The sequence below is a fragment of the Methylophilus rhizosphaerae genome, assembly GCF_900100975.1.
Classification (GTDB): Bacteria; Pseudomonadota; Gammaproteobacteria; order Burkholderiales; family Methylophilaceae; genus Methylophilus; species Methylophilus rhizosphaerae.
The window spans coordinates 1-19,702 of record NZ_FNFX01000007.1; the positions used below are offsets into that span (position 1 = coordinate 1).

A 19,702-nucleotide genomic window follows, 5' to 3' on the forward strand; every position below is an offset into this window, starting at 1 on the left:
CAATATCGGGCCGGAAAACGCGCAAGCGTTCCCGGCCTTTTCTTCACTTGTTCCCTGCCCGTTCGCGCTGCGGCGGCTGATCTTGACACTTAAGGGGCCGATCACTCGCCGCTGCCGGGCTTCTTCCTTGTCGGCTTCGCCTCGGCCGCCGGCGGCGGCGTGATGCGGGCCAGCAGCGCGGCCGATTGTTCTTTGAGCGTGTCGAGCTGCCCGGCCAGGCGGGCGGCTTCCTCGCGGGCCTGTGCGGCCGCCTTCGTGGCCTGGTCGCGCTCGGCCTGGGCGGTGGTGAGGCGTTCGGCCATGCGGTGCGCCTCGGCGGCCGCCTGCTTGCGCTGTTCCTGCTGCGCTTCCTGGTCGGCCTGGGCCTTGGCCTGCACCTTCGCCAGTTCGCCGCGCACCTGGTCGAGTTGAGCGGCGGCGGCCTGGCTGGCCTTCTGCTGTTCGGCCAGCGCCCCGCGTGCCTGGTCGGCGTCCTGGTGCGCTCTGTCCAGTTCCGTGCGCAGCTCGCCGGCGCGGCGCTCGATTTCCTGGGCGCGGGCCTCGGCCGTGTGCGCCTGTTCCTGGGCGGCGGCCAGTTGGCCGCGCAGTTTGTTGGCTTCGCCGCGTGCGGCCGCTTCGGCGGCCTCGATGGACGCCAGGCGGGATTGCAGATCATCGACCTGGGCGGCCAGGCGGTCGGCAAGCTCGGTCGCCTCGGCCCTGTCGGCTTCCAGCTCGGCGCGGGCCTTTTCCAACCCTTCCCGCTCAACGGCAAGCCGGGCGTTCGCCAGGTCGAGGGCGATTGTCCATAGGTCGCTGCCCAGCTCGGCCAGGCGGTCGGCGACGGCCTGGGGCGCAGGCTCGCGCAGGGGCGCGGCCGCCGTGACCTGGCGGGCCTTCCATTCGTTCAGGGCCGGGCTGATCGTCGTATAGCTGCCGCCGGTGATCTGGCGGATGGCCTCAAGCGTCGGGCGCTGACCGCTGGCGGCCAGCTCGTCGGCGGCGGAAAAAATCTGCTCTTTCGTGACTGCCATAGCGGTTGCTCCTGTATGAAATGTAGCGTTGTAGTAGGTTGTATGATACTACTACATACTACAATTTACAAGCCCTGCGGCGAAATACTACGCGCCGGGCCTGGGCCAGCCCGGCCGGGAGCGCGTCGGGGTCGAAATTTGGCCCTGTGCGGGCCGTGGTGGCGTTTTCCGGGGTCGGCGGCACCTATCCCTACCCTCGCCCGGTTTCGGGCTTCCTGGGCGCTCCTGCGCGGCCTGGGTGTGGTTCCGGGCCGTCCTCGTCGGGAATGGCGATGCTGGCCAGCTCGGTCGCTTGGCTGTCGGCTTTTCTCTTGGCGTTCAACCTGCGGCCTTTCCGCCCGCGCTGTCGGTCGATGTGAGGCACGGCCTCGGCAAGCCGCTTTTCCCTGCTAAACCGCTTTTTGCGGCCTTTCAGCGTGCACGGCGCCGGATGAGGGCGCAGGCGGTGGAGTTGCCACCGGCGCGGCGTGCCGCGCCCTTGGCAAACAGTCTGGCCGTAGGCCAGCACGATTGCCGGAGGGGGAGCCGGCGAAGCCGGGGGAACCCCGCAGGGGTGCCACGCCGAAGGCGCAGGCCGACGCGAAGCGGCGGGGCGAAGGGAGCGAAGCGACCGGAGGGTAGGCGCGTCCGTAGGACGCTTGGGCGGGTCGATCTGGCTGCGACTTATGCACAAGCCAGGCGGGTTTTAAGAGTTTTTATATGTTTTAAAGAGTTTTAGCCGGGAAAATTGCGGTTTTTCTCATATGAATCAATGGGTTGCGCATGTGCCCGGTGGGTAATGTACGGCTTTCGGTGTGCAAAGTACGGAAGCGGGTGGGTAATGTACGGGTTTCGGTGTGCAAAGTACGGGCTATCCACAGGCGAGAGGGTCGGAACCGATCAAAGCGGGGTTCAGCTAAACTTTTGACGGACTCTTGGCCCTCTCCCTCCGTACATTACACACCGGCAGGCGGTGGCAGCTCTGCATCGGCATGGTCGCGGTGGGTCATCACCAGCAGCGGGCCGCCCTGCCCGGCTTCCTCGCGCAGCTCGTACTCCGGCAAGTCGTTGGCCTGGATGATGTTGCGCAAGATGCGGCAGAACTCCTTGAACTTGCCTGCGCTGCCGCTGCGGTCGTAGATCGTCTGGAAGGCCCACTTTGCGGCGCTCTTGCCCGCTGCGCGGCGAGCCAGGCGATAGACGAAACGGCCAATGCCTGGGTCTATCAGGAAGTAGTCGGGATGAACGGTCAGCACGTCCGGGTTCTTGCCCTCCGTGATCTCGCGGTACATCCAATCGGCCAGCTCGATCTCGATGTATTCGGGCTTGCCGCTCTCGCTCTTGATGACCTTGTAGCGGCTAATCAGGGCCTCGCCCTCGGATACCGTCACCGTGCGGCCGTTCTTGGCCTTCCTGGTGCGCTGAACCGCAACGTGCGTGGTGTTGAGCCGGATGCAGGTTTCCACCAGGTCGTCTTTCTGTTTGCCGCCGTCCGCTCGTCGGCAGAACTTCAACACGTCCGCAACGTGCGGCCGGAACACGCGGCCAGGCTTCGCTCCCTTCCCTTCCCTGTAGCGGTTCATTGACTCTGTGAGGTGGGACACGGCCATTAACACCAAGTCGTAATCCCACACCGAAGCCATGCCGGCCGCGCCTGCCGACACGGTGACATGACCATCGGGCAGGGTGTAGTTAATGACCTCGCCCGCTCGCCGGTCCTTCTTGGAAAGACGGAACACGGCCACGTCCATGATGCTGCGGGAATCCTTTGTGCCCACGTCATAGAGCGTCGGGACAAAGAAGTCTGGCTGTTCGTCTCCCCTCGGCGGCTTGCGGATGCTCGATGCGGGGGGGGGCGATTTAACGGAGCCGGAACTGCGCTCACGCTCGGCCCTAGCTTCTTCCTCGCGCAGTCTGGCGGCGGCCTGCTCCCAGGATTCGCCCGGCCTGGCGGCCGCCTCGATGCGCTTCTGGCGCTGCGCGTCGTGCGCGGCCTTCAACCTCGCAAGTGATTTGTCCAGGTCGCCCAGGGCCTCGCCGATCTGCTGCGGCCCCTTCCCGCGCTCGTTGTTCATGGTGCCGCCCCTTTAGCCGCTAAAATTCAAATGAGTAAATATGCTTTTGAGCGTCAATCCGGCAGACTGGCGACATACTCGGACAGCACATCTTTGATGCTCTTGCCCTGCTTCGTGGCGTAGATTTTCAGCTTCGCGTGCTGTTCGGCGGGTAGCTCGAAATTGACGCGCTTCATGCCGCCGGCGTCGTCGGCCAGGCTGGCAAGGGTCGCGGCCCGCGCCTTGTCGGTGCGTGCGCTCGGGCGGCCGGCGGTGAGTGCGGTTGTGGGCTTGCTCATTTTTTCATTTCCTCAAAAGCTCAATTGAGTTTCTGTTTGATCTCGGCGGCCAGAGCGCGAACCTCGGCCGCTGCATCGCCGTCCGGCTCGGATTCAAGAACGGTCGTGCCGGCGGCCGCCGTGCCGGGATAGCTCACGCGCTGCGTGATGCGGGCATCAAGGATGGGAAGCGCGTAGCCGGCCAGCGCGTCGGCAACCTCGCCGCCAATGCGGGTGCCCTTGATCGCCCTGGATACCACGAAAGCCGCTTGCAGCTTCCCGTCCGTGACTTCGATACGCTGCTTGACCAGCTCCACAAGGTCGGCCGTGGCCCAAATGTCGTAGGGCGATGGCTGCACCGGAATCAGCACGAAGTCGGCCGCCTTGATGGCCGACACGGCCAGGTCGGCCGCCTGGGGCGCTCCGTCGATCACGACGAAATCCACCTTGCGGGCCACGTTCTTCACATCCCGGTCAATGGTTGGTCGGTCGATGCCGACCACGGTTAGCGGTTGATCTTCCCGCACGGCGGCCCAATCGCGGGCGCTGCCCTGGGGGTCGGAATCGACAAGCAACACGTCCGCGCCGTCGAGTTGCAGGGCGCGGGCTAGGTGCGTGGCGATGGTGGTCTTTCCTGAACCGCCCTTCTGGTTCAGCACGGCAATGACTTTCATGCGCTCTCCTGGTGGTCATGCAAATGATAATTTACTCATTGCATCATAACATAATGAGCGAATGAGTAAAGGTGTTTTTCATCATTTCCCCATGCTTTCCCATAGCGCCCGATAGGCTGCCTCATCGTCGGTCGGCTCGCGGTCGAGCTGTTCCAGCAGCCAGGCCGCGCCGGCGGCCATCGCCTCGTCGTGGTCGAGGTAGCGACCATCGAGCGCAAAGCACATGCCGCCTTGCCTGGTGTTCACTTCCCACGCCTGGCCGTCCCAAGTGCGGCACACGGCATAGGCGAAGTAATCGCCCTTGGCGCTCATCTCATCGAGCGCGGCTTGCAGCTCCGGCCGAAGCGGGGGCAGGGGATAGTGTCCGTTTCTCATTCCTTCATGCCCTCCTGGTCGCCGGCGGCCAGCGCGTCGGCCTCGGTCAATGCGTCCTCAACAAACGCGCCGCGCCGGCGGGCCTCGGCCTGGCTGGTTTCCTGGCCGCGCAGCGCCCGGTAAAGGGTTGCCCGATGCACGCCCAGCAGCTCGGCCGTTTCGGCCGCCGTGCGGCCAGCGCCCAGCAGCTCGCGGGCGTGTTCGACCTGGCCGGGGGTGAGCGTAGGGCGGCGGCCGAACTGCACGCCTCGCGCCTTGGCCGCCTCGCGGCCGTTCCTGGTGCGGTCGATGATTAGGGAACGCTCGAACTCGGCGATGCCGGCAAACACGGTTAGCACCATGCGCCCGGCCGGAGTGGTGGTGTCTGCCCACGGTTCGGCCAGCGAGCGCAGGCCCGCGCCTTTCGCCTGCAACTGCTCGGCTATGTCCAGCAGGTCGCGGGTGCTACGGGCCAGCCTGTCCAGCCGCGTGACCGTCACCACGTCGCCGGCGCGTAGGTGGTCAAGCATCCGGCCCAGCTCCGGCCGCTTGGCATGGGTGCCGGTGATCTTCTCGGCAAAGATGCGCGTGCAGCCGGCGGCGTGCAGCTCTGCGCGTTGGTTCGTCAAATCCTGGTCGTCGGTCGATACCCTGGCGTAACCGATCATCGGCTTGTCTTTCATGGTGCGCCCTTCGTTGCAAATATCGTCGCAAATAATAAACTATTTGCGACTGATTTTTGCAACACGATGACGCCAGGAAAGAGGGTAGGGCTGTCATTTTCAGAAGACGACTGCACGGAATATCAGGAGTCGGCTGCACTGGTGGATTGCAGCGCGGTGTACAGGGCCGTCTTGCTCACCTTGAGCCGTGTAGCGGCCTCTCGGACATTAAGCCCGTTGGCGATGTGCTCCCGCGCTCGCTGCAACTTGTCGGCGGTGACAACCGGCTTTCGCCCGCCCTTCCTCCCACGAGCGGCGGCGGCAGTCAACCCGGCCTTGGTGCGCTCGCGGATCAAGTCGCGCTCGAACTGGCCCAGCGCGCCGAACACGTGGAAGATGAGCCGCCCGCCTGGCGTGGTGGTGTCGATGGCTTCCGTCAGAGAACGGAAGCCGACGCCTCGCGCTTCCAGCGCGCCTATCGTTTCGATTAGGTGCGGCATAGAGCGCCCGAGCCGATCCAGCCGCCAGACGGCCAGCACGTCGCCGTCGCGCAGGTAGGCCAGCGCATCAGCCAAGCCGGGGCGGTCGGCCTTGGCCCCGGAAGCCGTGTCCTCGAAAACGCGCTCGCAGCCTGCCTTGCGTAGCGCATCCGTCTGCAAGGCGGTGTCCTGTTCCGCCGTCGATACCCGCGCATAGCCGATCAGTGCCATTTGCCGCCTCTCTTGTCCGTCATTCCGTCCGCCTATCTTAATGTCCGACAACCCGTTGTGCAATAACTTTGCTGGACAGTGTCCGGCATGGCCGACTAATGATCGTTTGACGGACATTGACGGTAAGGCATTTTTTCATTACTATGTGAAGCATCAACCTTGATTGCGAGGGCAAACCACCATGACCACATTGACCGTTACCGCACGGGGACAAGTGACGTTTCGGAAGGACGTACTGCAACACCTCGGCATCAGGCCAGGCGACAAGATCGAGCTGGACTTGTTGCCAGACGGTCGGGGCGTGCTCAAGGCGGCACGGCCCGCAGGGACGATAGCCAGCTTTGTCGGCCTGCTCGCGGGCAAGACGCAGAAGGTTGCCACCATCGAAGAAATCAACGAGGCGGCGGCGCAAGGCTGGGCAGGTAAGCAATGAAGGTCGCAGTCGATACCAACGTCCTTGTGCGTGCGGTTGTGCGTGACGATCCCGCACAAGCGGACGTTGCCGCCGCAGTCTTGACCGACGCCGAGTTGATCGCGGTCGCGCTGCCGTGCCTATGCGAATTTGTTTGGGTGCTGCTGCGTGTCTACGGCTTCCAGCAAGCCGACGCGGCCAGCGCGATCCGGGCACTACTGGCCGCCGCGAATGTGGAAGTGAACCGGCCTGCCGTGGAGGCTGGCTTGCTGGTGCTCGACGCGGGCGGAGACTTTGCCGATGGCGTCATTGCCTACGAAGGCAACTGGCTTGGCGGGGAAACCTTCGTTTCCTTCGATAAGAAGGCGGTGGCACTTCTCACGGCGCAAGGGCAATCAACGCGCCTTTTGTGACGGACATGAGCATGAACGAATTCCGCCGACTGGCCGCGAAGATCGACCAACACATGCAGCAGCTTGCCGCCCAGGGTGTCAGCGAGGCCCATGCCATCATCAATCGCATGATGGGGTACGGGCCTGACCTGCACAGGATTTGGGTCGGCACATCCGATCAGCAGCTCATGGCGCTGTCCCGCGAGTTCCCAGGGTTCTACCGCTACGCCCGCATCATGGAAGAGGCATCCGAAGCCGAGCGCCGCAAGGCTTCGCGGCCCTATGACGGCATGGCCGAGTTCTCCGAACAGCACAAGCAAATGGGCGCGCAACTGCTGACCACGGCGGCCACGCTTGAGCGTGGCTACCAGGCGTTTCGTGCGAGCGGCAGTCTCCAAGACTTCCGGCCTCAGCTCGACGAGCTGGGCCGCCTGCATCGGCAATGGCTGTCCGACCTGGAAGCCTTCAAAGACTCGCTGCGCACGCAGGGCGCAGAACCCAAGGTGCTGGAATACGTGAACGAGGCTTTCGGCCGCCTGGCCGAGCGCATCAAGCAGCTTGCCGGTTGATCGCCGGAATTTTCGGCGGTTCCGGCTTTGTCGCGCCGTGCACAAGAGTTCTGAGCAATTCCGATCTCTCGCGGCGCTTCGTGCATAGAACTTCTGACCGTTCCCGGTCAGAAGTTCTATGCACACACGGCGGCCAGCCCAGTGAACTGGTGCAGTCGCCTTCTGAAAACGACAGCGGAAGTAACGGGAATGTCTCTTACAGGTGACCTGGTTCAGGTTCATGCTGTTCAGGACGGAAACGAAATTGCTGCGGAAGGGGACATATGTGCCGTCGCCGTTCCGCCCCGCTTGGCGTGTGGGCTATCGTATCAGCCGAGTTTGCCTGAGCCCGTCATGGGGTTGCTAGGAAGAACGCCGACCTGGATGGCGCCGCATGCGAAAGTCCTTGCGGTGTATGAGCAACCGTTTTGGTGTCATCAGGGCCTTTCGGGCGGCGGATTGAGTATGCAGGGCCCGCTCGCGGAGTTTCATGATGCCTCTCCTTCCGATGGCGAGATTGGCGCTATTTTGGGGTTCGTAAAATTCGACGCCGCAAAACGAGAGAGCCTTGGAAAGCAGGCACTGGAGGACCTTGTTATTCGACAGCTTGGCGCTCTGTTTGGTCCAGATGGCGCAAATCCCTTAAGCATTCATATGCTGGATTGGAGCAACGAAACCCACTGCGCATCGCCTGAAGACCGCAAGCCCGTGTCCAACCCATCATTATATGGGAGGATCAGGGATTGGACGCCGATATGGGATGATCGCTTGCACTTTATTGCCACTGAGGCGTCTCGCACAAATGGGGGCCTAATGGAGGGCGCCATCGAATCTGCATTACTGTTCTGCGATAGCGTCACCCAGACGGGAAAACCCGGGGCGGCTCAGACGACAGGTGCGAACCCACGAACCGCGAATATGAGCTGGGAGTTCGACTAGGCGGGTCAATGGCCCGCTAGTGTCGGTAGCGTCTGGAACCCGTTTGACGCTTCAACGTCGCGTTGAGGCCAGACCGTCTCCGAACACAACGAAATCCATTTATATCTACACGCTATTAGTAACATTCGGAGATACAATTTCTCTATAGGTGACGCATGCCATACGATCATAATGGCTGCTGACCACACCAATACTGATGCGGTCTGTTTCGGCCGTCAAAACCATTGAGGAGATAAAGGATGAAAAAGATAAGTGTACTGGCGCTAGGGGAGACTGTCTTCACTAAACTGGATAGCCGGACGTTTTTGCCAGCCATGGAAGGCGTGGGCGCGGCGCCGGTTGTGGGCGACTTTACGAAGGGTGCGCATGGCACACTCATTCGTCTTGATGCCGGTGTCCGGCTTCCGCTCCATCATTACACCGCTCCGCTAACAGGGATTGTGATCAGTGGCGCAGTGGCGCACCCGGTCCCTGGAAACGCAAAGACCAACGATACGCTTGGCCCGGGGGATGTCTTTTCCTTCGCGAAAGACGAGCCCCACGAGACGAACAATATGAGTGATGACGAGCCCGCGCTGTTCTTCATCTTCCAGGATTCGCCTTGGGTGTTTGAGCTGGACTGAGCGCAAAACCCAAGGGCGCGGACGCCGGCAGCTTGGGCCTGATCTTCATGGTCCATGGCCAGGCGATACACAGCTGCGCTCCTGGGGCTGATGAAATCAACCGTAGGATATGGAGCTACTAATGAGACTTACAAAGTAAGCGGTGCTCTGCTCCCACCTTTTGTGCATAGCTCTGATCTGAGATTCTGCGTTTTTTGTGGATCTGGGATTGGAGTTTATCCATGGAGCGCTCAGCGGAGTTTATCACAGATATAGATCTGCTGGCTCTGTTGCAAACATGGGGCACGGCCGCGCGGCGTCACCCAGTTGGGGGATTAGGCAGCATTGGCGAAATGCTTATTGAGCATAATCATGGTTTCGGTCAGGGCCGAGGGTCCAATTCCGAATGCTCTTTCAACCAGGCGCACCTCCCCCATGATACCTGGCTGCAGGCACCATGCCTGGGCCTGTCCTTTGCGTAGGGCGCGCATGACCTCGAAGCCCTTGATCGTGGCGTAGGCCGTTGGCATCGACTTGAAGCCACGTACCGGCTTGATCAGCATCTTCAGCTTGCCGTGGTCGGCCTCGAGCACGTTGTTCAGATATTTCACCTGCCGGTGCTCGGTTTCCGCCGCCAGTTTGCCTTCGCGTTTCAGCTCAGCGATTGCTGCGCCGTAGCTGGGTGCCTTGTCGGTATTGAGTTTGGCCGGCTTTTCCCAGTCCTTCAGGCCACGAAGAGCTTTGCCCAGAAAGCGCTTCGCCGCTTTGGCGCTGCGTGTCGATGACAGATAGAAATCAATCGTGTCGCCCCGTTTGTCGACCGCCCGGTACAGGTAGGTCCATTTGCCCCGCACCTTTACGTAGGTCTCATCCAGACGCCAGCTCGGATCAAAGCCGCGCCGCCAGAACCAGCGGAGACGCTTCTCCATCTCCGGCGCGTAGCGCTGCACCCAGCGATAGATCGTCGTATGATCGACATCGATCCCACGCTCGGACAGCATTTCCTCGAGATCACGGTAGCTGATGCCGTATCGACAATACCAGCGCACCGCCCATAGGATGACCTCGCCGGTAAAATGCCGTCCTTTGAAATCGTTCATCGCAACTGACCTTGACAGTACATGAGCCCAATCTTGGAAACCGTGTCAGAGTTTGCAACAGAGCCCTTGCCTATGAACACGAAGAAGCCGGCATCATCGACGGGGCCACGGTGCCGCTGAAAGCACTGCCGCCACATTCGACCACGGTTTACAAGGTGCAAGAGGCGTTCAACAACGTCACCTTGCCGGATGAAAACGTCTATAAAACCGCTATTGAGGCCGCTCTAGGCTAAAGGTTGCAGCCGAGAAAAGGAAAAGACGTGAGCCGCGAAACCGCCACCATCAGCGCCGCCGTTCCTGCGGACGTGAAAGCCGAAGCTGCCGCCGTCGCGGCAGCGCACGGCATGAGCCTGGCCGCCCTGGTGCGCGAGCTGGTGGCCCGCGTGGCCGCCCGCGAAGCTGAAACGCTGGCCTGGCTCGATGAGGCCCGCCGATGAGCCGCCCGCGCTACACGCTCGATGAGCTGCTGGCCGAATCCGACTATTCGCAGCCGCTGCCGCCCGAAGAACGGGAATGGGTCGATGCGCCCGCCGTTGGCCGCGAGTGGCCGGCCTGTGAAACCCTGGAAGGCGAGGGGCTGGCCAACATCGCCAGTTCCGACGATGACGGCCGCGCCGGTGGATCTCATCGCCAGGAATGACGATGCAAGATCCAGACGTGAAAAGGGCGGCTACTGGCCGCCCTTCTTGTTCCTGGTCACCGTTACCGGCTCGCGTTCCAGTCTGCCATCTTCAACTGTGCCAAGGCTGATTCAGCGTGCAGCCTCTCCAATGCGGCCGCCTCGCGGGCGCGAAGGGTGGCAAGCGACACCGCCAGCAGCTCGCGCCGCTCGGCCGACAAGCCGGGTTCGCGTAGCTCGGCCTCGATGCTGTCCATTGTGTTCTGCGCCCGGCTCGCCGTGACCTGGTAGGCGTCATAAGCCGCCTGGACAGGGGCCATGATCGAAAAGCGGGCCGCGTCGGCATCCTGGCCGGCGTGCGCGGTCGAAGCCATGAGAAGGGCGGCCACGGCCGCCAGCGGGAAGGAATTGCGAAGTTTCATAGCTGTTGCTCCAAAGGTTGGGGGTTCATCGGAACGCCGGCGGCGTCCGGTATCGACCTGGGCGCAGCGCCCGGCCTTCGGGTTCTGTGCAGGGCTTACCGCACGACGCGGCGCTCGATCTCGGCCGCAACTGCCTGGGCGCGGTCTATCGGCACGGTCTGCGTGTAGATGCCATAGCCATAGCTCACCAGTGAAACGGCTTCGCCCCTGGTGTTCACGACAACGCCGCCCGAGTTTCCGCCGATGATTGAAGCCGTCACCAGCATGAAATCATCGGGGGAAAGCATCGCGGCATCGCGGCCATACCACGCGACGATGCCCACGCCCACGGCGAAGCCGTAGCCGCCTGGCGAACCGATCGCCATCACGTCCTGCCCCTGGCGGGGCATGACGCCAGCAACCGGAATCGGGGGCAGGGGGTCGCCCTCGATCTCGATCAGCGCCACGTCGCGGGAAATGTCCGCGCCGATCACGCGGGCCTCGCGCCACTCGCCGGCGGCGGTGCGCACGCTCAATGCTTCCTGACCTTCGACGCAATGGGCCACGGTCAGCACCTTGTTTCCTTCGACGGCCACGCCGCCGCAGATGATGCGCTGCCGCCGCTTGGCATCCTCTTTCGGCCAATCCCGATGCCAGGCGCGAACGCGGGTGAGGGCGGCCGTGGCCGCGTTCTGTTGAACGCCAGGGATGCGCCAGGCGTGATTGTTCTGTCCGGTGCCATAGGGCTTGTCGATGCCCGCCAGGGCGACAACGGACGGCATGGCGCGCTCGGCCAGCTCGGGCCAGGCCGGTGCGACAGGCGGCCGGGTGTCGGGGGGCAGGGTGCCGCGCCGCACGCTGGCCGCGCTTATCGCGTTCTCGGCAATGGCGGTTTGCTCGCGCTGGAAGTCCTCGATGCGCTCCCGCGTGTCGCGCAGGGTGTTGGCGTTCGCGGCTGTGGTCGCCACGGTGTAGCCCGCCAGGGTCAATGCAGCGCCAGCGGCGATGTAGGTTGCAAGGGCGGCACGCCGCCAAGTTTTAGCGCGGCTCATGCTGTGCGCCCTCCCGGTCGATCAGGCCCAAGCGTTCCAGGCGCGTGCCTACGCGGTCGCCCTCATGCAGCAGCTCGACGTGCTGCCAGTAGGAAAAGACCAGCACGCCACCGGCCAGGATGAGCGCGGCCAGCGATACGCCGAAGGTGATGCAATATTTCGATATACCGGGTTCTGTCCGGCCGGTAACATTGGAAGTAGCCATGATTTCACCTCTATGTCAGGTGGGTTGTGGTCAGGCGCTCGGGTCGGTTGCCGCCGTCCCTTGCGCCGCTTTTTAGCGGCTGAAACCGCGCTCCTGCTCGCGGTCGCGTGCCGCCTTCTCCTTGAACCGTTCTGCGATCTCGCGGATACGCGCCTGTTTCACGGCGTCCCCGCTCTCGTTGTCCCGGTTCAATTCTTTTGCCAGCGTCCGCGCCTGCTGGCCGTTGATCTCGTTGCGCTCCTGGCGCTGCTCTGCGCTGTCCTGGTTCTGCGCGTCCAGCTCGAAGCCCTGGGGCTGCCTGCCGTTCGGCTGCTCGGCCTCGATGGCCTGCGACGCCAGCGCGGCCGCCTGGCCGTGCCGCTCTAGCCGCTCCTGGTCTTTCGCCTCGCGGCGCTCCTGGGCCTGCTCGATCTGCTTGGCGTAGCCCTTGGCAAGTTCTTCGTTCGTCGGTTCGGTGCTCATCGTCGTTCCTCCTGGCGTAAAACATAAAATATCATTTACTCATTGCATCATATCACAATGAGCAAATGAGTAAAAACATTTTTCTTATCTACTGAAACCATCGCGGCCGCGTTCCTGCTCGCGCTGCCGCTGTCGGCTGCGCGTGATCTCTTGCGGGTTGCGTGCATACCTGTCGGCAAGCTCGCGCTGCATCTTGTCCAGCTCGACGGCCTGGCGCTCCTTCGGCATTGCGTTGAACCTCTCGATACGCCCGCGCAGCTCGTCCGGCAGCTCGCGCCAGGCGCTCGGGTTGCGGTCGGAGTAGCCCGCAAAGCCTGCCTGCCGCTTCACCGCCAGCGCCCGGAACTGGCTGACTTCCATCTTGGCGTGCGCCTCTGCCCGCTTGCGGTCTTGTTCGCTGACCTGGACGACCGCCGGGCGCTCCGGCTCGGCCTTGGCCTGGGACGGCTGCGCCAGGCTCGCAAAGGCCCGTTGCTGGCCTTCCTGCATGATGGCCGCCGAATGGTGCCGGGGGTCTTTCCCGGCCGCCTGGAACTCCTGGGCGACGGCAAGCTGCGCCTTCGCCACGTCCAGCGCCAGGCCGCCGCCGGCCGCCTCGGCACGCTCGACACCGGCGCGGAATCCGGCCAGCGGGTCGGGTGCCGGGCGTTCGGCCTGGGGCCGCTGCTGCGGCGCTACCTGCTCGCCGCGTTCCTCGCTGACCTGCTGCCGGAACTTCGCCGCGATCTCGGCCGCCCGGCGCTTCTTCTCGTCCTCTGGCGTGCGCTCGATCTGCTGCGGCCGCTGCACGGTCGGCGTGCCGGCAATGTCGGTCGCGGGCATGAGGTCGGGGCGGCCGTGGCGTTCCAGGTTGCGGCGCAGGCCGTCGCGCATCTTCCCGGCCAGCTCGGCCACCTTCGCCCGGCCGCGTTCCAGCCAACGGCGCACCACGCTTTCCCCGTCGAATCCGCGACGGTCGGCAAAGTCCAAGGTGCTTTCCTTCGGACGCTCGCGGCCCAGCACCTGGGCCAGCTTCCCGGCGGCCAGCTCGGCCGCGCCGCGAACGTGCCAGGTGTTGCGCTCGGCGGTGGTGCCGTCCGGCAGGCGCACGGTTTCAGAGCCGCCATGTTCCAGGCCGATACGGTCGCCGCGCTTCGCGCCGCTGGCCGCAATGGCGCGTTCAAGATCGACGCCCCAAATTGTGTGCCGCTCGCCCTTGTCGTTCTCCAAGGTGGCAAAGTAGCTGGCCCGGTTCTCCGGCTTGTTCTCGTAGGGCGCTGCGCCATGATCGACCAGGCGGCCGGCGCGGCGGTCGGTGAAGTCGTCGGCTCCTGCAAACAGGGTCGCCGCCTCGCGGTGCCGGGTCATTCCGACATAGGCAAGGCTCCTATCCATGCCAGGGGTCGCCAGCAGGTAAGCCCTATCGACGGTGACACCCTGGGCCTTGTGAATCGTGACGGCATAACCATAATCGACAGCCGCATATTGGGACGCCTGCACCTGCCGCGCTTCGCCGCTGTCCAGACGCACGGCCAGGCTTCCATCTTCGGCACGCTCGACGGTGCCAAGGGTGCCATTTTTCACGCCTAGATCACGGTCGTTTCTCAGGAACACGATGCGGTCGCCTGGGGCAAATTCCCGGCCGCCACGCTCGGTCATAAAGCGGGCCGTGCCGCGCAGCTCGCCGCGTTCCTTGCGGGCCTGCCGCACGGCTTCATTGAGCGCCTGCACGTCCTTATTGCTGTGGGCAAGGATGATCTGGCTACCCTTGCCCTGGTCGCCGACATAGGCGGCCGCCAGGCTGTCGCGGGCGGCGGCTCGGCTGTCATGGATTTTGACGTGCCCGCGCTCGGCATAGGCCGCCAGGCCATCGGCCACGGAACCGCGTGCAAGCTCCTGGCCGGCCTCGCGCATCCAGGCGAGTTTCTGGCGTCGAACTTCGGTGATTTCTGCCGCGCCGACATGCTGCACCACGCCACGGAAAGCCGCGCCCGCCTCTATGGCGGCAAGCTGCTTGTCGTCGCCCAGCAGGACGACTTTTGCCCCGGCCTGCTCGGCGGCTTTCAGCACGCGGCCAAGCTGGCGGCTGCCGATCATGCCCGCTTCGTCGATCACCAGAACATCGCGGGAAGTGAGTTTGTCTTTTCCGTTCTTCCAGGCAAATTCAAGGGATGCCAGCGTGCGGCTGTCGATGCCGCTGCCCGCCTGCAATTCGTCGGCCGCCTTGCCCGCCAGGGCCGCGCCGCGCACGTTGAAGCCCTGCGCTTGCCATGCCTCGCGTGCAACCTTCATCGAGAACGATTTGCCTGTGCCGGCGTCGCCGATGACCACGGCCAGGCTGCCCGGCTTGAGAACGTGCCGGACGGCGTTTTGCTGCTCTGCCGATAGGGTGCCTGCGCCGTCAATCGCCGCGTTCGTGATGGGGCCGGAAACGCCATGCCTGCCGGTTCTCGCCAGGCGCTCGGCACTGTCCACCATGCCACGCTCGGTGTCGATCATTTCGCGGGTAGAGAACTTCGCCGGGTCGCGCCCGTTGGCCGGTTCCATCTCGACCAGAAGCGGCGAATTTTCCAGCCTGGCAAGCAAGCCCTGGAACTGGTCGGCATCGTCAATGTAGCGGTTCAGCTCTGCGGCAATATCGCGGCGCGTGAATACCGCTTGCGTGGCCGTGAGCTTGTCTAGGATGATCTCCGGCCGCTCGACAATCTGCCGCGCCTGCTCCTGCCGGTCGGCGTTGTGAATGTCGATGCGGTCGGCCTCCAGGCCGCGCCTGTCCATCGCCACGGCATCGCTGCCGATGTGCTTGGTTGGTGTGAGTTCTACGCCCTGATCTGCATAGCTGCGATGATCTACGCGGGCGCTGATTCCGGCCCGCTCTAGCGCCTCGTTTGTTAGCTCGGCCCACTGCTGGCGAATCTCGATGATGTCGCCCTGGCTTGTGCCAGGAATGCCCGCTTTCTGCCTGTCTTTGTTCGCCAGCTCAATGACGGCCTTCGCGCCTAGCGTTCCATCGGCCTGAATGGTGCGCGTGGTCGCCAGCATATGAACGTGAAAATTCCGGTCGTCGCCCTCCTTGTCTGGTGCGTGAATGCACACATCCACGGCCACGCCGTAGCGGTCTGCGATAGCCTGCCCCATGCGCGTTGCCAGCTCTTTACGGTCGGCTTCGTTCAGCTCATGCGGCAGGGCCGCCCGCCACTCTCGGGCCACTCGCGCATCTTTTCGCTTCTCGGCGGTCTCGGCGGCATTCCACAAGGCGGCACGCTCGGGAACCGGCACGCCTGCGGGCGTGACTATCTCGGACGACAACACGCCGCCTTTGCGGGTGAAGTCGAACACTTCGCCGGTGCGCTCATCTACCAGCGACGACGCGGAACGATAGGCGGCAGCGGCCACGGCGCTATGCCCGGCCGCCCGTCCTATCGTGTGCGTGTTCAAGTGGTAGATCGCCATTTTTTCCTTGGCGTTTTAGCCGCTAAAAAGGGGTGCCGGGGTATCCCCGGCCGCATGAGGGTTGCGCAGCAACCCGTAAGTGCGCATTTCGCTTTCGCTCCATGACTATACCAGCGCCGTGCCTTCCCCGCTAGCCTCGCCGATGGTAAGATCGTGTGCGCATAACCCACAATCTCGAAAGGAGCTATGACGATGGCACGCAAGACGTTATCCGAACGCAAGGCCGACAAGCTGGCCGAACTGAACCGCATCAAGGCCGAACTGGCCGAACTGGAAAGCAAGGCCGCTGAACGCATCGGCAAGATTGCCCTTGCCGCTGGCCTCGGTGATCTCGACATAGACGACGCTTCATTGCGGAAGGAGTTTGAGGCTATCGCCTCGAAATTTCGCAAAAGCGAAGGCAAGCAAGCTGCCCCGATGGCGGCAACGCCTAGCGCAGATTGAGCGAGATTTAGGACGCCTTCGGATGAACGCCAGGAGAGAAGATGCCCGCCGGAAAATCCAGCTCGGCGGCTTGGTCATCAAGTCCGGCATGTCGGACTATCCGGCTTCCGTGATTTTGGGCGCTTTGACCCTCGCGGCCGGTGCGCTCAACGGGCCGAATGGTGACGCCACAAAAGCACGCTTTGAGGCGGCAGGCGATGAGGCTTTTTCCGATGATGGAGAGGACGGCGGCAACCGTTCCTAGCCGTCAATTTCAACCTGACATAGAGGTGAATAATGATGGACGCAGAAGATTTATTTTCGAGATTGTGGGCCGCTGTCATAGCGGTGCTTTTCGGGGCGTTCGTGCTGTCGTTGGCGAACACGGCGCACGCCCGGGTTTTCCCTGAATGCAACCCGGCGGCAGAGGCCGCGAAGTTCTACGGCGCGGCAGATGCGGATGCCTGGGTGAAGCGCATTTGTGATGCGCAAGAAGCTGCATTCCAGAAGTGGGAAAACAGCCTGCAAGCCCTGGACGTTGGGCAGCAGGATTTGGCGATGGCGACGAACGCCGGGAACTGGCAAGCCTACCGCGACAAGTGGGCCGAATTGCTGCCAGTGCTGAAAGAGCTGGAAGCCGCTGCACTGGCGAACCGGAACGCGCCAGGCGCGGCAAACATCCTTAGCTTGTATCGCAATGACCTGGGCTTGTTCTTGCAGAATGCGGGCCTTTCCTCGGCCGGTAGCTTGGACGATTTCAGCGCCCGGATTCTGGCGGGCCTGGACGGCGAACGGCCAGCGGCGGCGGCAACGGCCGGCGTCAATGTCGTGCAGCAGTCCGTGACGCGAGGCGTTGAGTTCGGCAAGGGCATCGGAACGGCCCAAGCGGAAACGATTCTTGCGGAGTATCGCGCCCAAGTGCAGCAGCGCGGCGCGGAACGCATGGAACAGCTCGGCGGCTCGACCGTGGGCGGCTATTTCGGGGGCTTCGGCGAGCGCATCAAGGCAGCTTTCGGCGGCTGGTTGTTCTACCTGGTCACGGTCTGCTTTGTCGGCGCGTGGCTGGCGCACAAGCGGCGGCAGAACCCTGTGACGGTCGGCACGGCCGTTGGCCTGGCCTTCCTCGTTCCATCGGTCGGCATGTTGCTTCTGTTCGTGTTCGCGCCGTTCATTCCGGGCTGGTTCATCCTCGCCGCGACGGTCGCCGGAACAGTGGCAACGTATCTGAACGCGGGCCGGGTGTTCGGCTGGCTCGCGGGCCTGGTCGGCGCGGAGTCTCCGACAGGAAAGCGGCTGCGCATCCTCGGCGCAACGATTGAAAACCTGCGCGGCCAGGTGCAACCGTCCGGGCCAGTTGCCGCCGCCGGTGCGGCGGTCGCGGCGGTCGATAACAGCAGCACGCATCCGCTGGGTTCGCACGGCTCGGCCCGTTGGGGAACGGTCGATGAAATCCGCCAGGGCGGCCACCTGGTCGCGCCTGGCAAGCCGGGCGGCTTCGCCCTTGGCCGGGTATCGGATGCGCCCGCCGGCCTCGATCAGCGTTTCCGCTTTACCGGCCATGTCGTGACCGTGGCCCCGACCGGCTCCGGCAAAGGCATTGGCGCGGTGATTCCGAACCTGCTGGACTATCCCGGCTCGGCCCTTGTGCTGGACGTGAAGGGCGAAAACGCGGCCGTGACGGCACGCGCCCGCCGGGCGCTCGGCCAGGCTGTCCATGTTGTCGATCCTTTCGCCGTCAATGGTGACGGTGGCGCGGCATTCAACGTGCTGGACAGGCTCGACGTGTGGAACCCGGATTGCGTGAGTGAATCGGCCATCCTGGCCGACGCCCTGGTGATCGCCGAAAGCAAGGGCGATGCCGTGCATTTCGATGAAAGCGCCAAGAATTTCTTGCAGGGCTTGATGCTGCACGTTGCCGGCCTGGACGACAAAGAGCGCCGGAACCTGGGCGAGCTTCGGCGGCTGCTGACGGCCGGGGAAGATGATTTCTCCGTCATGCTGGCAGAAATGACGTATGACGATACGGCGGCCTTCGGCATCCCGGCCAGAGCGGCAAATACGCTCATGGGCATGGCAGACAAAGAGCGCGGTTCCGTGCTTTCGACGGCCCGCCGGAATACGGCGTTTCTCGATGACCCGCGAGTGTCGGCCGCGCTGTCGCGCTCCGACTTCGATCTGTCGGAAATCAAAGCCACGGCCATGACGGTTTATCTTGTCATGCCCGCCAATCGCATCGGGCCTAATGCCCGCTTCCTGCGCTTGTTCATCAGCTCGGTAATTGCGGCCATCACGTCCAGCAACGTGCAGCCCGCGCACCGTGTCGCCTTCTTGCTCGATGAGTTCGGCCAGCTCGGCTACATGAAACAGATTGAGGATGCCGTTTCACTGCTGCGCGGCTACGGCCTGGCCTTCTGGGTGTTCATTCAAGACCTGTCGCAGCTCAAGGGCACCTATCCGAAGTGGCAAACCTTCCTGGCGAACAGCGCCAAGTCGTTCTTTGGCACGGACGATTACGACACGGCCAAATACATCAGCGACAGCCTGGGCAAAGCCACGATTGAGTTTGAGACGGAAAACACCGGCAAGAACAGCGGTAGCGGCCTATCGGGCGGCAGCGGCTCGATGAACCGGGGCAAGAGCACCGGCACCAGCCAGCAATTCACCGGCCGCGAGCTGCTGACGCCGGATGAGGTCATGCGCCTGGGGCCGGAGCATCCGATTGTCCTGGTGCGCGGCGAACGGCCCTACCTGCTCGACCGGCTGAACTACCTTGCCGATGCCGAATATGCCGGGCGGTTCGATGCGAACCCCTACCATAGCTAAGGGGTGATGTATGGCGGGCATCATCGCGGCGGTTCTCGGCGTCATCGCACTGGCGTGGTTCCTGCGCCGGCTGTTCCCTGCCCTGTTCGCTGCGGTGTTCGTCCTGGCCGCGCCGGTGTGGCTGGTCGGCGGCCTGCTGCTCGATCTGCTGCGGCGGCCGCTGGCGTTCCTACGACCTGTCGGCCTCGGCCTGGCCCGCCTGGTCGGCTTCGTCCTGGTGCTGCCGCTGCTGCCCTTCATCTTCGCCTGGTCGTTCTTCGCGGAGCTGTGGCGGCAGTTCCGGCCGAAGGCCAGCCCGGCACCGGCCGGGGTCAAATCGCCCACGCCGATGCAGGCAGCCGCCAGGCGCACGGCGGACGTGATCGACCTGGCCGCATTTCGCCAGCAGCGCAGAAAAGAGTAAAAGAGCGTTTGATTTTTTACTCTTTTGAGTAAATGATTTTGGCGACTAAAGTCGGCCGCCCCTCAAGTGTCAATATCGGGCCGGAAAACGCGCAAGCGTTCCCGGCCTTTTCTTCACTTGTTCCCTGCCCGTTCGCGCTGCGGCGGCTGATCTTGACACTTAAGG

Annotated in this window: 25 protein-coding genes; 12 read left to right on the plus strand and 13 right to left on the minus strand. The window is 63.4% G+C overall.

Translation table 11 applies throughout. The features are described from left to right. Positions 1-101: 101 nt before the first annotated feature. From BLP53_RS13245 to BLP53_RS13280, 7 genes are all read right to left on the minus strand, one after another. Positions 102-1,013, minus strand: coding sequence for a DNA-binding protein (locus BLP53_RS13245; protein ID WP_034008286.1), 912 nt, complete (start codon positions 1,011-1,013; stop codon positions 102-104). A gap of 935 nt (positions 1,014-1,948) precedes the next feature. Continuing rightward, positions 1,949-3,067 (minus strand): replication initiator protein A, encoded by a 1,119-nt coding sequence (locus BLP53_RS13255; RefSeq protein ID WP_034008288.1) that lies wholly within the window; start codon positions 3,065-3,067, stop codon positions 1,949-1,951. A 53-nt stretch (positions 3,068-3,120) separates the two neighbouring features. After that, complete coding sequence (locus tag BLP53_RS13260) at positions 3,121-3,345, minus strand: plasmid partition protein ParG (RefSeq protein WP_003159117.1); 225 nt, start codon at positions 3,343-3,345, stop codon at positions 3,121-3,123. Between the two features lie 20 nt (positions 3,346-3,365). Continuing rightward, the gene (gene parA / locus BLP53_RS13265) at positions 3,366-3,998 is read right to left on the minus strand and encodes a ParA family partition ATPase (RefSeq protein WP_034008291.1); all 633 of its coding nucleotides are present in this window, start codon (positions 3,996-3,998) and stop codon (positions 3,366-3,368) included. Between the two features lie 81 nt (positions 3,999-4,079). Beyond that, entirely contained in the window at positions 4,080-4,373 is a 294-nt protein-coding gene (locus BLP53_RS13270) for a hypothetical protein (protein ID WP_176755303.1), read from the minus strand. Continuing rightward, positions 4,370-5,035 (minus strand): recombinase family protein, encoded by a 666-nt coding sequence (locus tag BLP53_RS13275; protein WP_034008293.1) that lies wholly within the window; start codon positions 5,033-5,035, stop codon positions 4,370-4,372. The genes BLP53_RS13270 and BLP53_RS13275 overlap by 4 nt, the downstream gene beginning before the upstream one ends. A gap of 122 nt (positions 5,036-5,157) precedes the next feature. Further along, on the minus strand, positions 5,158-5,724 hold the full coding sequence (locus BLP53_RS13280; protein ID WP_003159185.1) for a recombinase family protein: 567 nt from the start codon (positions 5,722-5,724) through the stop codon (positions 5,158-5,160). Between the two features lie 181 nt (positions 5,725-5,905). Here BLP53_RS13280 and BLP53_RS13285 point away from each other — a divergent pair, with 181 nt between their 5' ends. The 5 genes from BLP53_RS13285 to BLP53_RS13305 all read left to right on the plus strand — a co-directional run bounded on the left by BLP53_RS13285 (position 5,906) and on the right by BLP53_RS13305 (position 8,638). Continuing rightward, the gene (locus BLP53_RS13285) at positions 5,906-6,157 is read left to right on the plus strand and encodes an AbrB/MazE/SpoVT family DNA-binding domain-containing protein (protein WP_003108276.1); all 252 of its coding nucleotides are present in this window, start codon (positions 5,906-5,908) and stop codon (positions 6,155-6,157) included. Continuing rightward, positions 6,154-6,549 (plus strand): type II toxin-antitoxin system VapC family toxin, encoded by a 396-nt coding sequence (locus BLP53_RS13290; RefSeq protein ID WP_003159186.1) that lies wholly within the window; start codon positions 6,154-6,156, stop codon positions 6,547-6,549. The genes BLP53_RS13285 and BLP53_RS13290 overlap by 4 nt, the downstream gene beginning before the upstream one ends. An 11-nt stretch (positions 6,550-6,560) precedes the next feature. Beyond that, the gene (locus BLP53_RS13730; RefSeq protein ID WP_003159187.1) at positions 6,561-7,097 is read left to right on the plus strand and encodes a hypothetical protein; all 537 of its coding nucleotides are present in this window, start codon (positions 6,561-6,563) and stop codon (positions 7,095-7,097) included. A gap of 141 nt (positions 7,098-7,238) precedes the next feature. Then, positions 7,239-8,015, plus strand: a complete 777-nt coding sequence (locus BLP53_RS13300; RefSeq protein ID WP_281203203.1) for a flavin monoamine oxidase family protein — start codon at positions 7,239-7,241, stop codon at positions 8,013-8,015. 239 nt (positions 8,016-8,254) lie between these two features. After that, complete coding sequence (locus BLP53_RS13305; RefSeq protein WP_020817911.1) at positions 8,255-8,638, plus strand: cupin domain-containing protein; 384 nt, start codon at positions 8,255-8,257, stop codon at positions 8,636-8,638. Positions 8,639-8,952: 314 nt separating this feature from the next. Here the strand turns inward: BLP53_RS13305 and BLP53_RS13310 are convergent, their stop codons facing one another. Beyond that, the gene (locus tag BLP53_RS13310) at positions 8,953-9,717 is read right to left on the minus strand and encodes an IS6 family transposase (protein WP_006949122.1); all 765 of its coding nucleotides are present in this window, start codon (positions 9,715-9,717) and stop codon (positions 8,953-8,955) included. An 11-nt stretch (positions 9,718-9,728) separates the two neighbouring features. Between BLP53_RS13310 and BLP53_RS13315 the strand changes: the two genes are divergently transcribed. From BLP53_RS13315 to BLP53_RS13950, 3 genes are read left to right on the plus strand one after another with little or no spacing between them, the layout of a single operon-like run. Continuing rightward, on the plus strand, positions 9,729-9,950 hold the full coding sequence (locus BLP53_RS13315; RefSeq protein ID WP_091473189.1) for a hypothetical protein: 222 nt from the start codon (positions 9,729-9,731) through the stop codon (positions 9,948-9,950). A gap of 27 nt (positions 9,951-9,977) precedes the next feature. Then, positions 9,978-10,154: a hypothetical protein gene (locus BLP53_RS13710; RefSeq protein WP_176755304.1), complete on the plus strand. Its 177-nt coding sequence runs from the start codon at positions 9,978-9,980 to the stop codon at positions 10,152-10,154. Beyond that, complete coding sequence (locus tag BLP53_RS13950) at positions 10,151-10,357, plus strand: hypothetical protein (RefSeq protein ID WP_019372681.1); 207 nt, start codon at positions 10,151-10,153, stop codon at positions 10,355-10,357. Before BLP53_RS13710 ends, BLP53_RS13950 begins: the two co-directional genes overlap by 4 nt. Positions 10,358-10,419: 62 nt before the next feature. On the opposite strand, the gene BLP53_RS13325 is transcribed toward BLP53_RS13950, so the two are convergent. From BLP53_RS13325 to traA, 5 genes are all read right to left on the minus strand, one after another. Continuing rightward, positions 10,420-10,758: a hypothetical protein gene (locus BLP53_RS13325; protein ID WP_034008300.1), complete on the minus strand. Its 339-nt coding sequence runs from the start codon at positions 10,756-10,758 to the stop codon at positions 10,420-10,422. A gap of 95 nt (positions 10,759-10,853) precedes the next feature. Beyond that, complete coding sequence (locus BLP53_RS13330) at positions 10,854-11,789, minus strand: S1C family serine protease (protein WP_034008301.1); 936 nt, start codon at positions 11,787-11,789, stop codon at positions 10,854-10,856. Then, positions 11,776-11,994 (minus strand): hypothetical protein, encoded by a 219-nt coding sequence (locus tag BLP53_RS13335; RefSeq protein ID WP_034008302.1) that lies wholly within the window; start codon positions 11,992-11,994, stop codon positions 11,776-11,778. The genes BLP53_RS13330 and BLP53_RS13335 overlap by 14 nt, the downstream gene beginning before the upstream one ends. Before the next feature lie 72 nt (positions 11,995-12,066). Beyond that, positions 12,067-12,456 carry a hypothetical protein gene (locus BLP53_RS13340; RefSeq protein ID WP_034008304.1) on the minus strand — a complete coding sequence of 130 codons (390 nt, stop codon included), beginning with the start codon at positions 12,454-12,456 and terminating at the stop codon, positions 12,067-12,069. 84 nt (positions 12,457-12,540) lie between these two features. Continuing rightward, positions 12,541-15,888 carry a Ti-type conjugative transfer relaxase TraA gene (gene traA, locus BLP53_RS13345; protein WP_091473193.1) on the minus strand — a complete coding sequence of 1,116 codons (3,348 nt, stop codon included), beginning with the start codon at positions 15,886-15,888 and terminating at the stop codon, positions 12,541-12,543. A gap of 192 nt (positions 15,889-16,080) precedes the next feature. Between traA and BLP53_RS13350 the strand changes: the two genes are divergently transcribed. The 4 genes from BLP53_RS13350 to BLP53_RS13365 are packed head-to-tail and all read left to right on the plus strand — an operon-like array spanning position 16,081 to position 19,537. Further along, a complete protein-coding gene (locus BLP53_RS13350) occupies positions 16,081-16,332 on the plus strand; it encodes a TraC family protein (protein WP_034008306.1) in 252 nt (83 codons plus the stop codon). A 22-nt stretch (positions 16,333-16,354) separates the two neighbouring features. Next, positions 16,355-16,576, plus strand: a complete 222-nt coding sequence (locus BLP53_RS13355; protein WP_091473196.1) for a conjugal transfer protein TraD — start codon at positions 16,355-16,357, stop codon at positions 16,574-16,576. Positions 16,577-16,608: 32 nt separating this feature from the next. Continuing rightward, positions 16,609-19,134, plus strand: a complete 2,526-nt coding sequence (locus BLP53_RS13360) for a type IV secretory system conjugative DNA transfer family protein (RefSeq protein WP_091473199.1) — start codon at positions 16,609-16,611, stop codon at positions 19,132-19,134. A gap of 10 nt (positions 19,135-19,144) precedes the next feature. Next, complete coding sequence (locus BLP53_RS13365; RefSeq protein ID WP_091473202.1) at positions 19,145-19,537, plus strand: hypothetical protein; 393 nt, start codon at positions 19,145-19,147, stop codon at positions 19,535-19,537. The last annotated feature ends 165 nt before the right edge of the window (positions 19,538-19,702 follow it).

Coding starts and splice junctions, on each gene's coding strand:
- BLP53_RS13280 (WP_003159185.1), bottom strand. CDS start 5,724: ATGGCACTGATCGGCTATGCGCGGGTATCGACGGCGGAACAGGACACC.
- BLP53_RS13325 (WP_034008300.1), bottom strand. CDS start 10,758: ATGAAACTTCGCAATTCCTTCCCGCTGGCGGCCGTGGCCGCCCTTCTC.
- BLP53_RS13355 (WP_091473196.1), top strand. CDS start 16,355: ATGAACGCCAGGAGAGAAGATGCCCGCCGGAAAATCCAGCTCGGCGGC.
- BLP53_RS13260 (WP_003159117.1), bottom strand. CDS start 3,345: ATGAGCAAGCCCACAACCGCACTCACCGCCGGCCGCCCGAGCGCACGC.
- BLP53_RS13360 (WP_091473199.1), top strand. CDS start 16,609: ATGATGGACGCAGAAGATTTATTTTCGAGATTGTGGGCCGCTGTCATA.
- BLP53_RS13340 (WP_034008304.1), bottom strand. CDS start 12,456: ATGAGCACCGAACCGACGAACGAAGAACTTGCCAAGGGCTACGCCAAG.
- BLP53_RS13245 (WP_034008286.1), bottom strand. CDS start 1,013: ATGGCAGTCACGAAAGAGCAGATTTTTTCCGCCGCCGACGAGCTGGCC.
- BLP53_RS13290 (WP_003159186.1), top strand. CDS start 6,154: ATGAAGGTCGCAGTCGATACCAACGTCCTTGTGCGTGCGGTTGTGCGT.
- BLP53_RS13305 (WP_020817911.1), top strand. CDS start 8,255: ATGAAAAAGATAAGTGTACTGGCGCTAGGGGAGACTGTCTTCACTAAA.
- BLP53_RS13270 (WP_176755303.1), bottom strand. CDS start 4,373: ATGAGAAACGGACACTATCCCCTGCCCCCGCTTCGGCCGGAGCTGCAA.
- BLP53_RS13365 (WP_091473202.1), top strand. CDS start 19,145: ATGGCGGGCATCATCGCGGCGGTTCTCGGCGTCATCGCACTGGCGTGG.
- BLP53_RS13255 (WP_034008288.1), bottom strand. CDS start 3,067: ATGAACAACGAGCGCGGGAAGGGGCCGCAGCAGATCGGCGAGGCCCTG.
- BLP53_RS13275 (WP_034008293.1), bottom strand. CDS start 5,035: ATGAAAGACAAGCCGATGATCGGTTACGCCAGGGTATCGACCGACGAC.
- BLP53_RS13350 (WP_034008306.1), top strand. CDS start 16,081: ATGGCACGCAAGACGTTATCCGAACGCAAGGCCGACAAGCTGGCCGAA.
- parA (WP_034008291.1), bottom strand. CDS start 3,998: ATGAAAGTCATTGCCGTGCTGAACCAGAAGGGCGGTTCAGGAAAGACC.
- BLP53_RS13285 (WP_003108276.1), top strand. CDS start 5,906: ATGACCACATTGACCGTTACCGCACGGGGACAAGTGACGTTTCGGAAG.
- BLP53_RS13330 (WP_034008301.1), bottom strand. CDS start 11,789: ATGAGCCGCGCTAAAACTTGGCGGCGTGCCGCCCTTGCAACCTACATC.
- BLP53_RS13310 (WP_006949122.1), bottom strand. CDS start 9,717: ATGAACGATTTCAAAGGACGGCATTTTACCGGCGAGGTCATCCTATGG.
- traA (WP_091473193.1), bottom strand. CDS start 15,888: ATGGCGATCTACCACTTGAACACGCACACGATAGGACGGGCGGCCGGG.
- BLP53_RS13950 (WP_019372681.1), top strand. CDS start 10,151: ATGAGCCGCCCGCGCTACACGCTCGATGAGCTGCTGGCCGAATCCGAC.
- BLP53_RS13335 (WP_034008302.1), bottom strand. CDS start 11,994: ATGGCTACTTCCAATGTTACCGGCCGGACAGAACCCGGTATATCGAAA.
- BLP53_RS13730 (WP_003159187.1), top strand. CDS start 6,561: ATGAACGAATTCCGCCGACTGGCCGCGAAGATCGACCAACACATGCAG.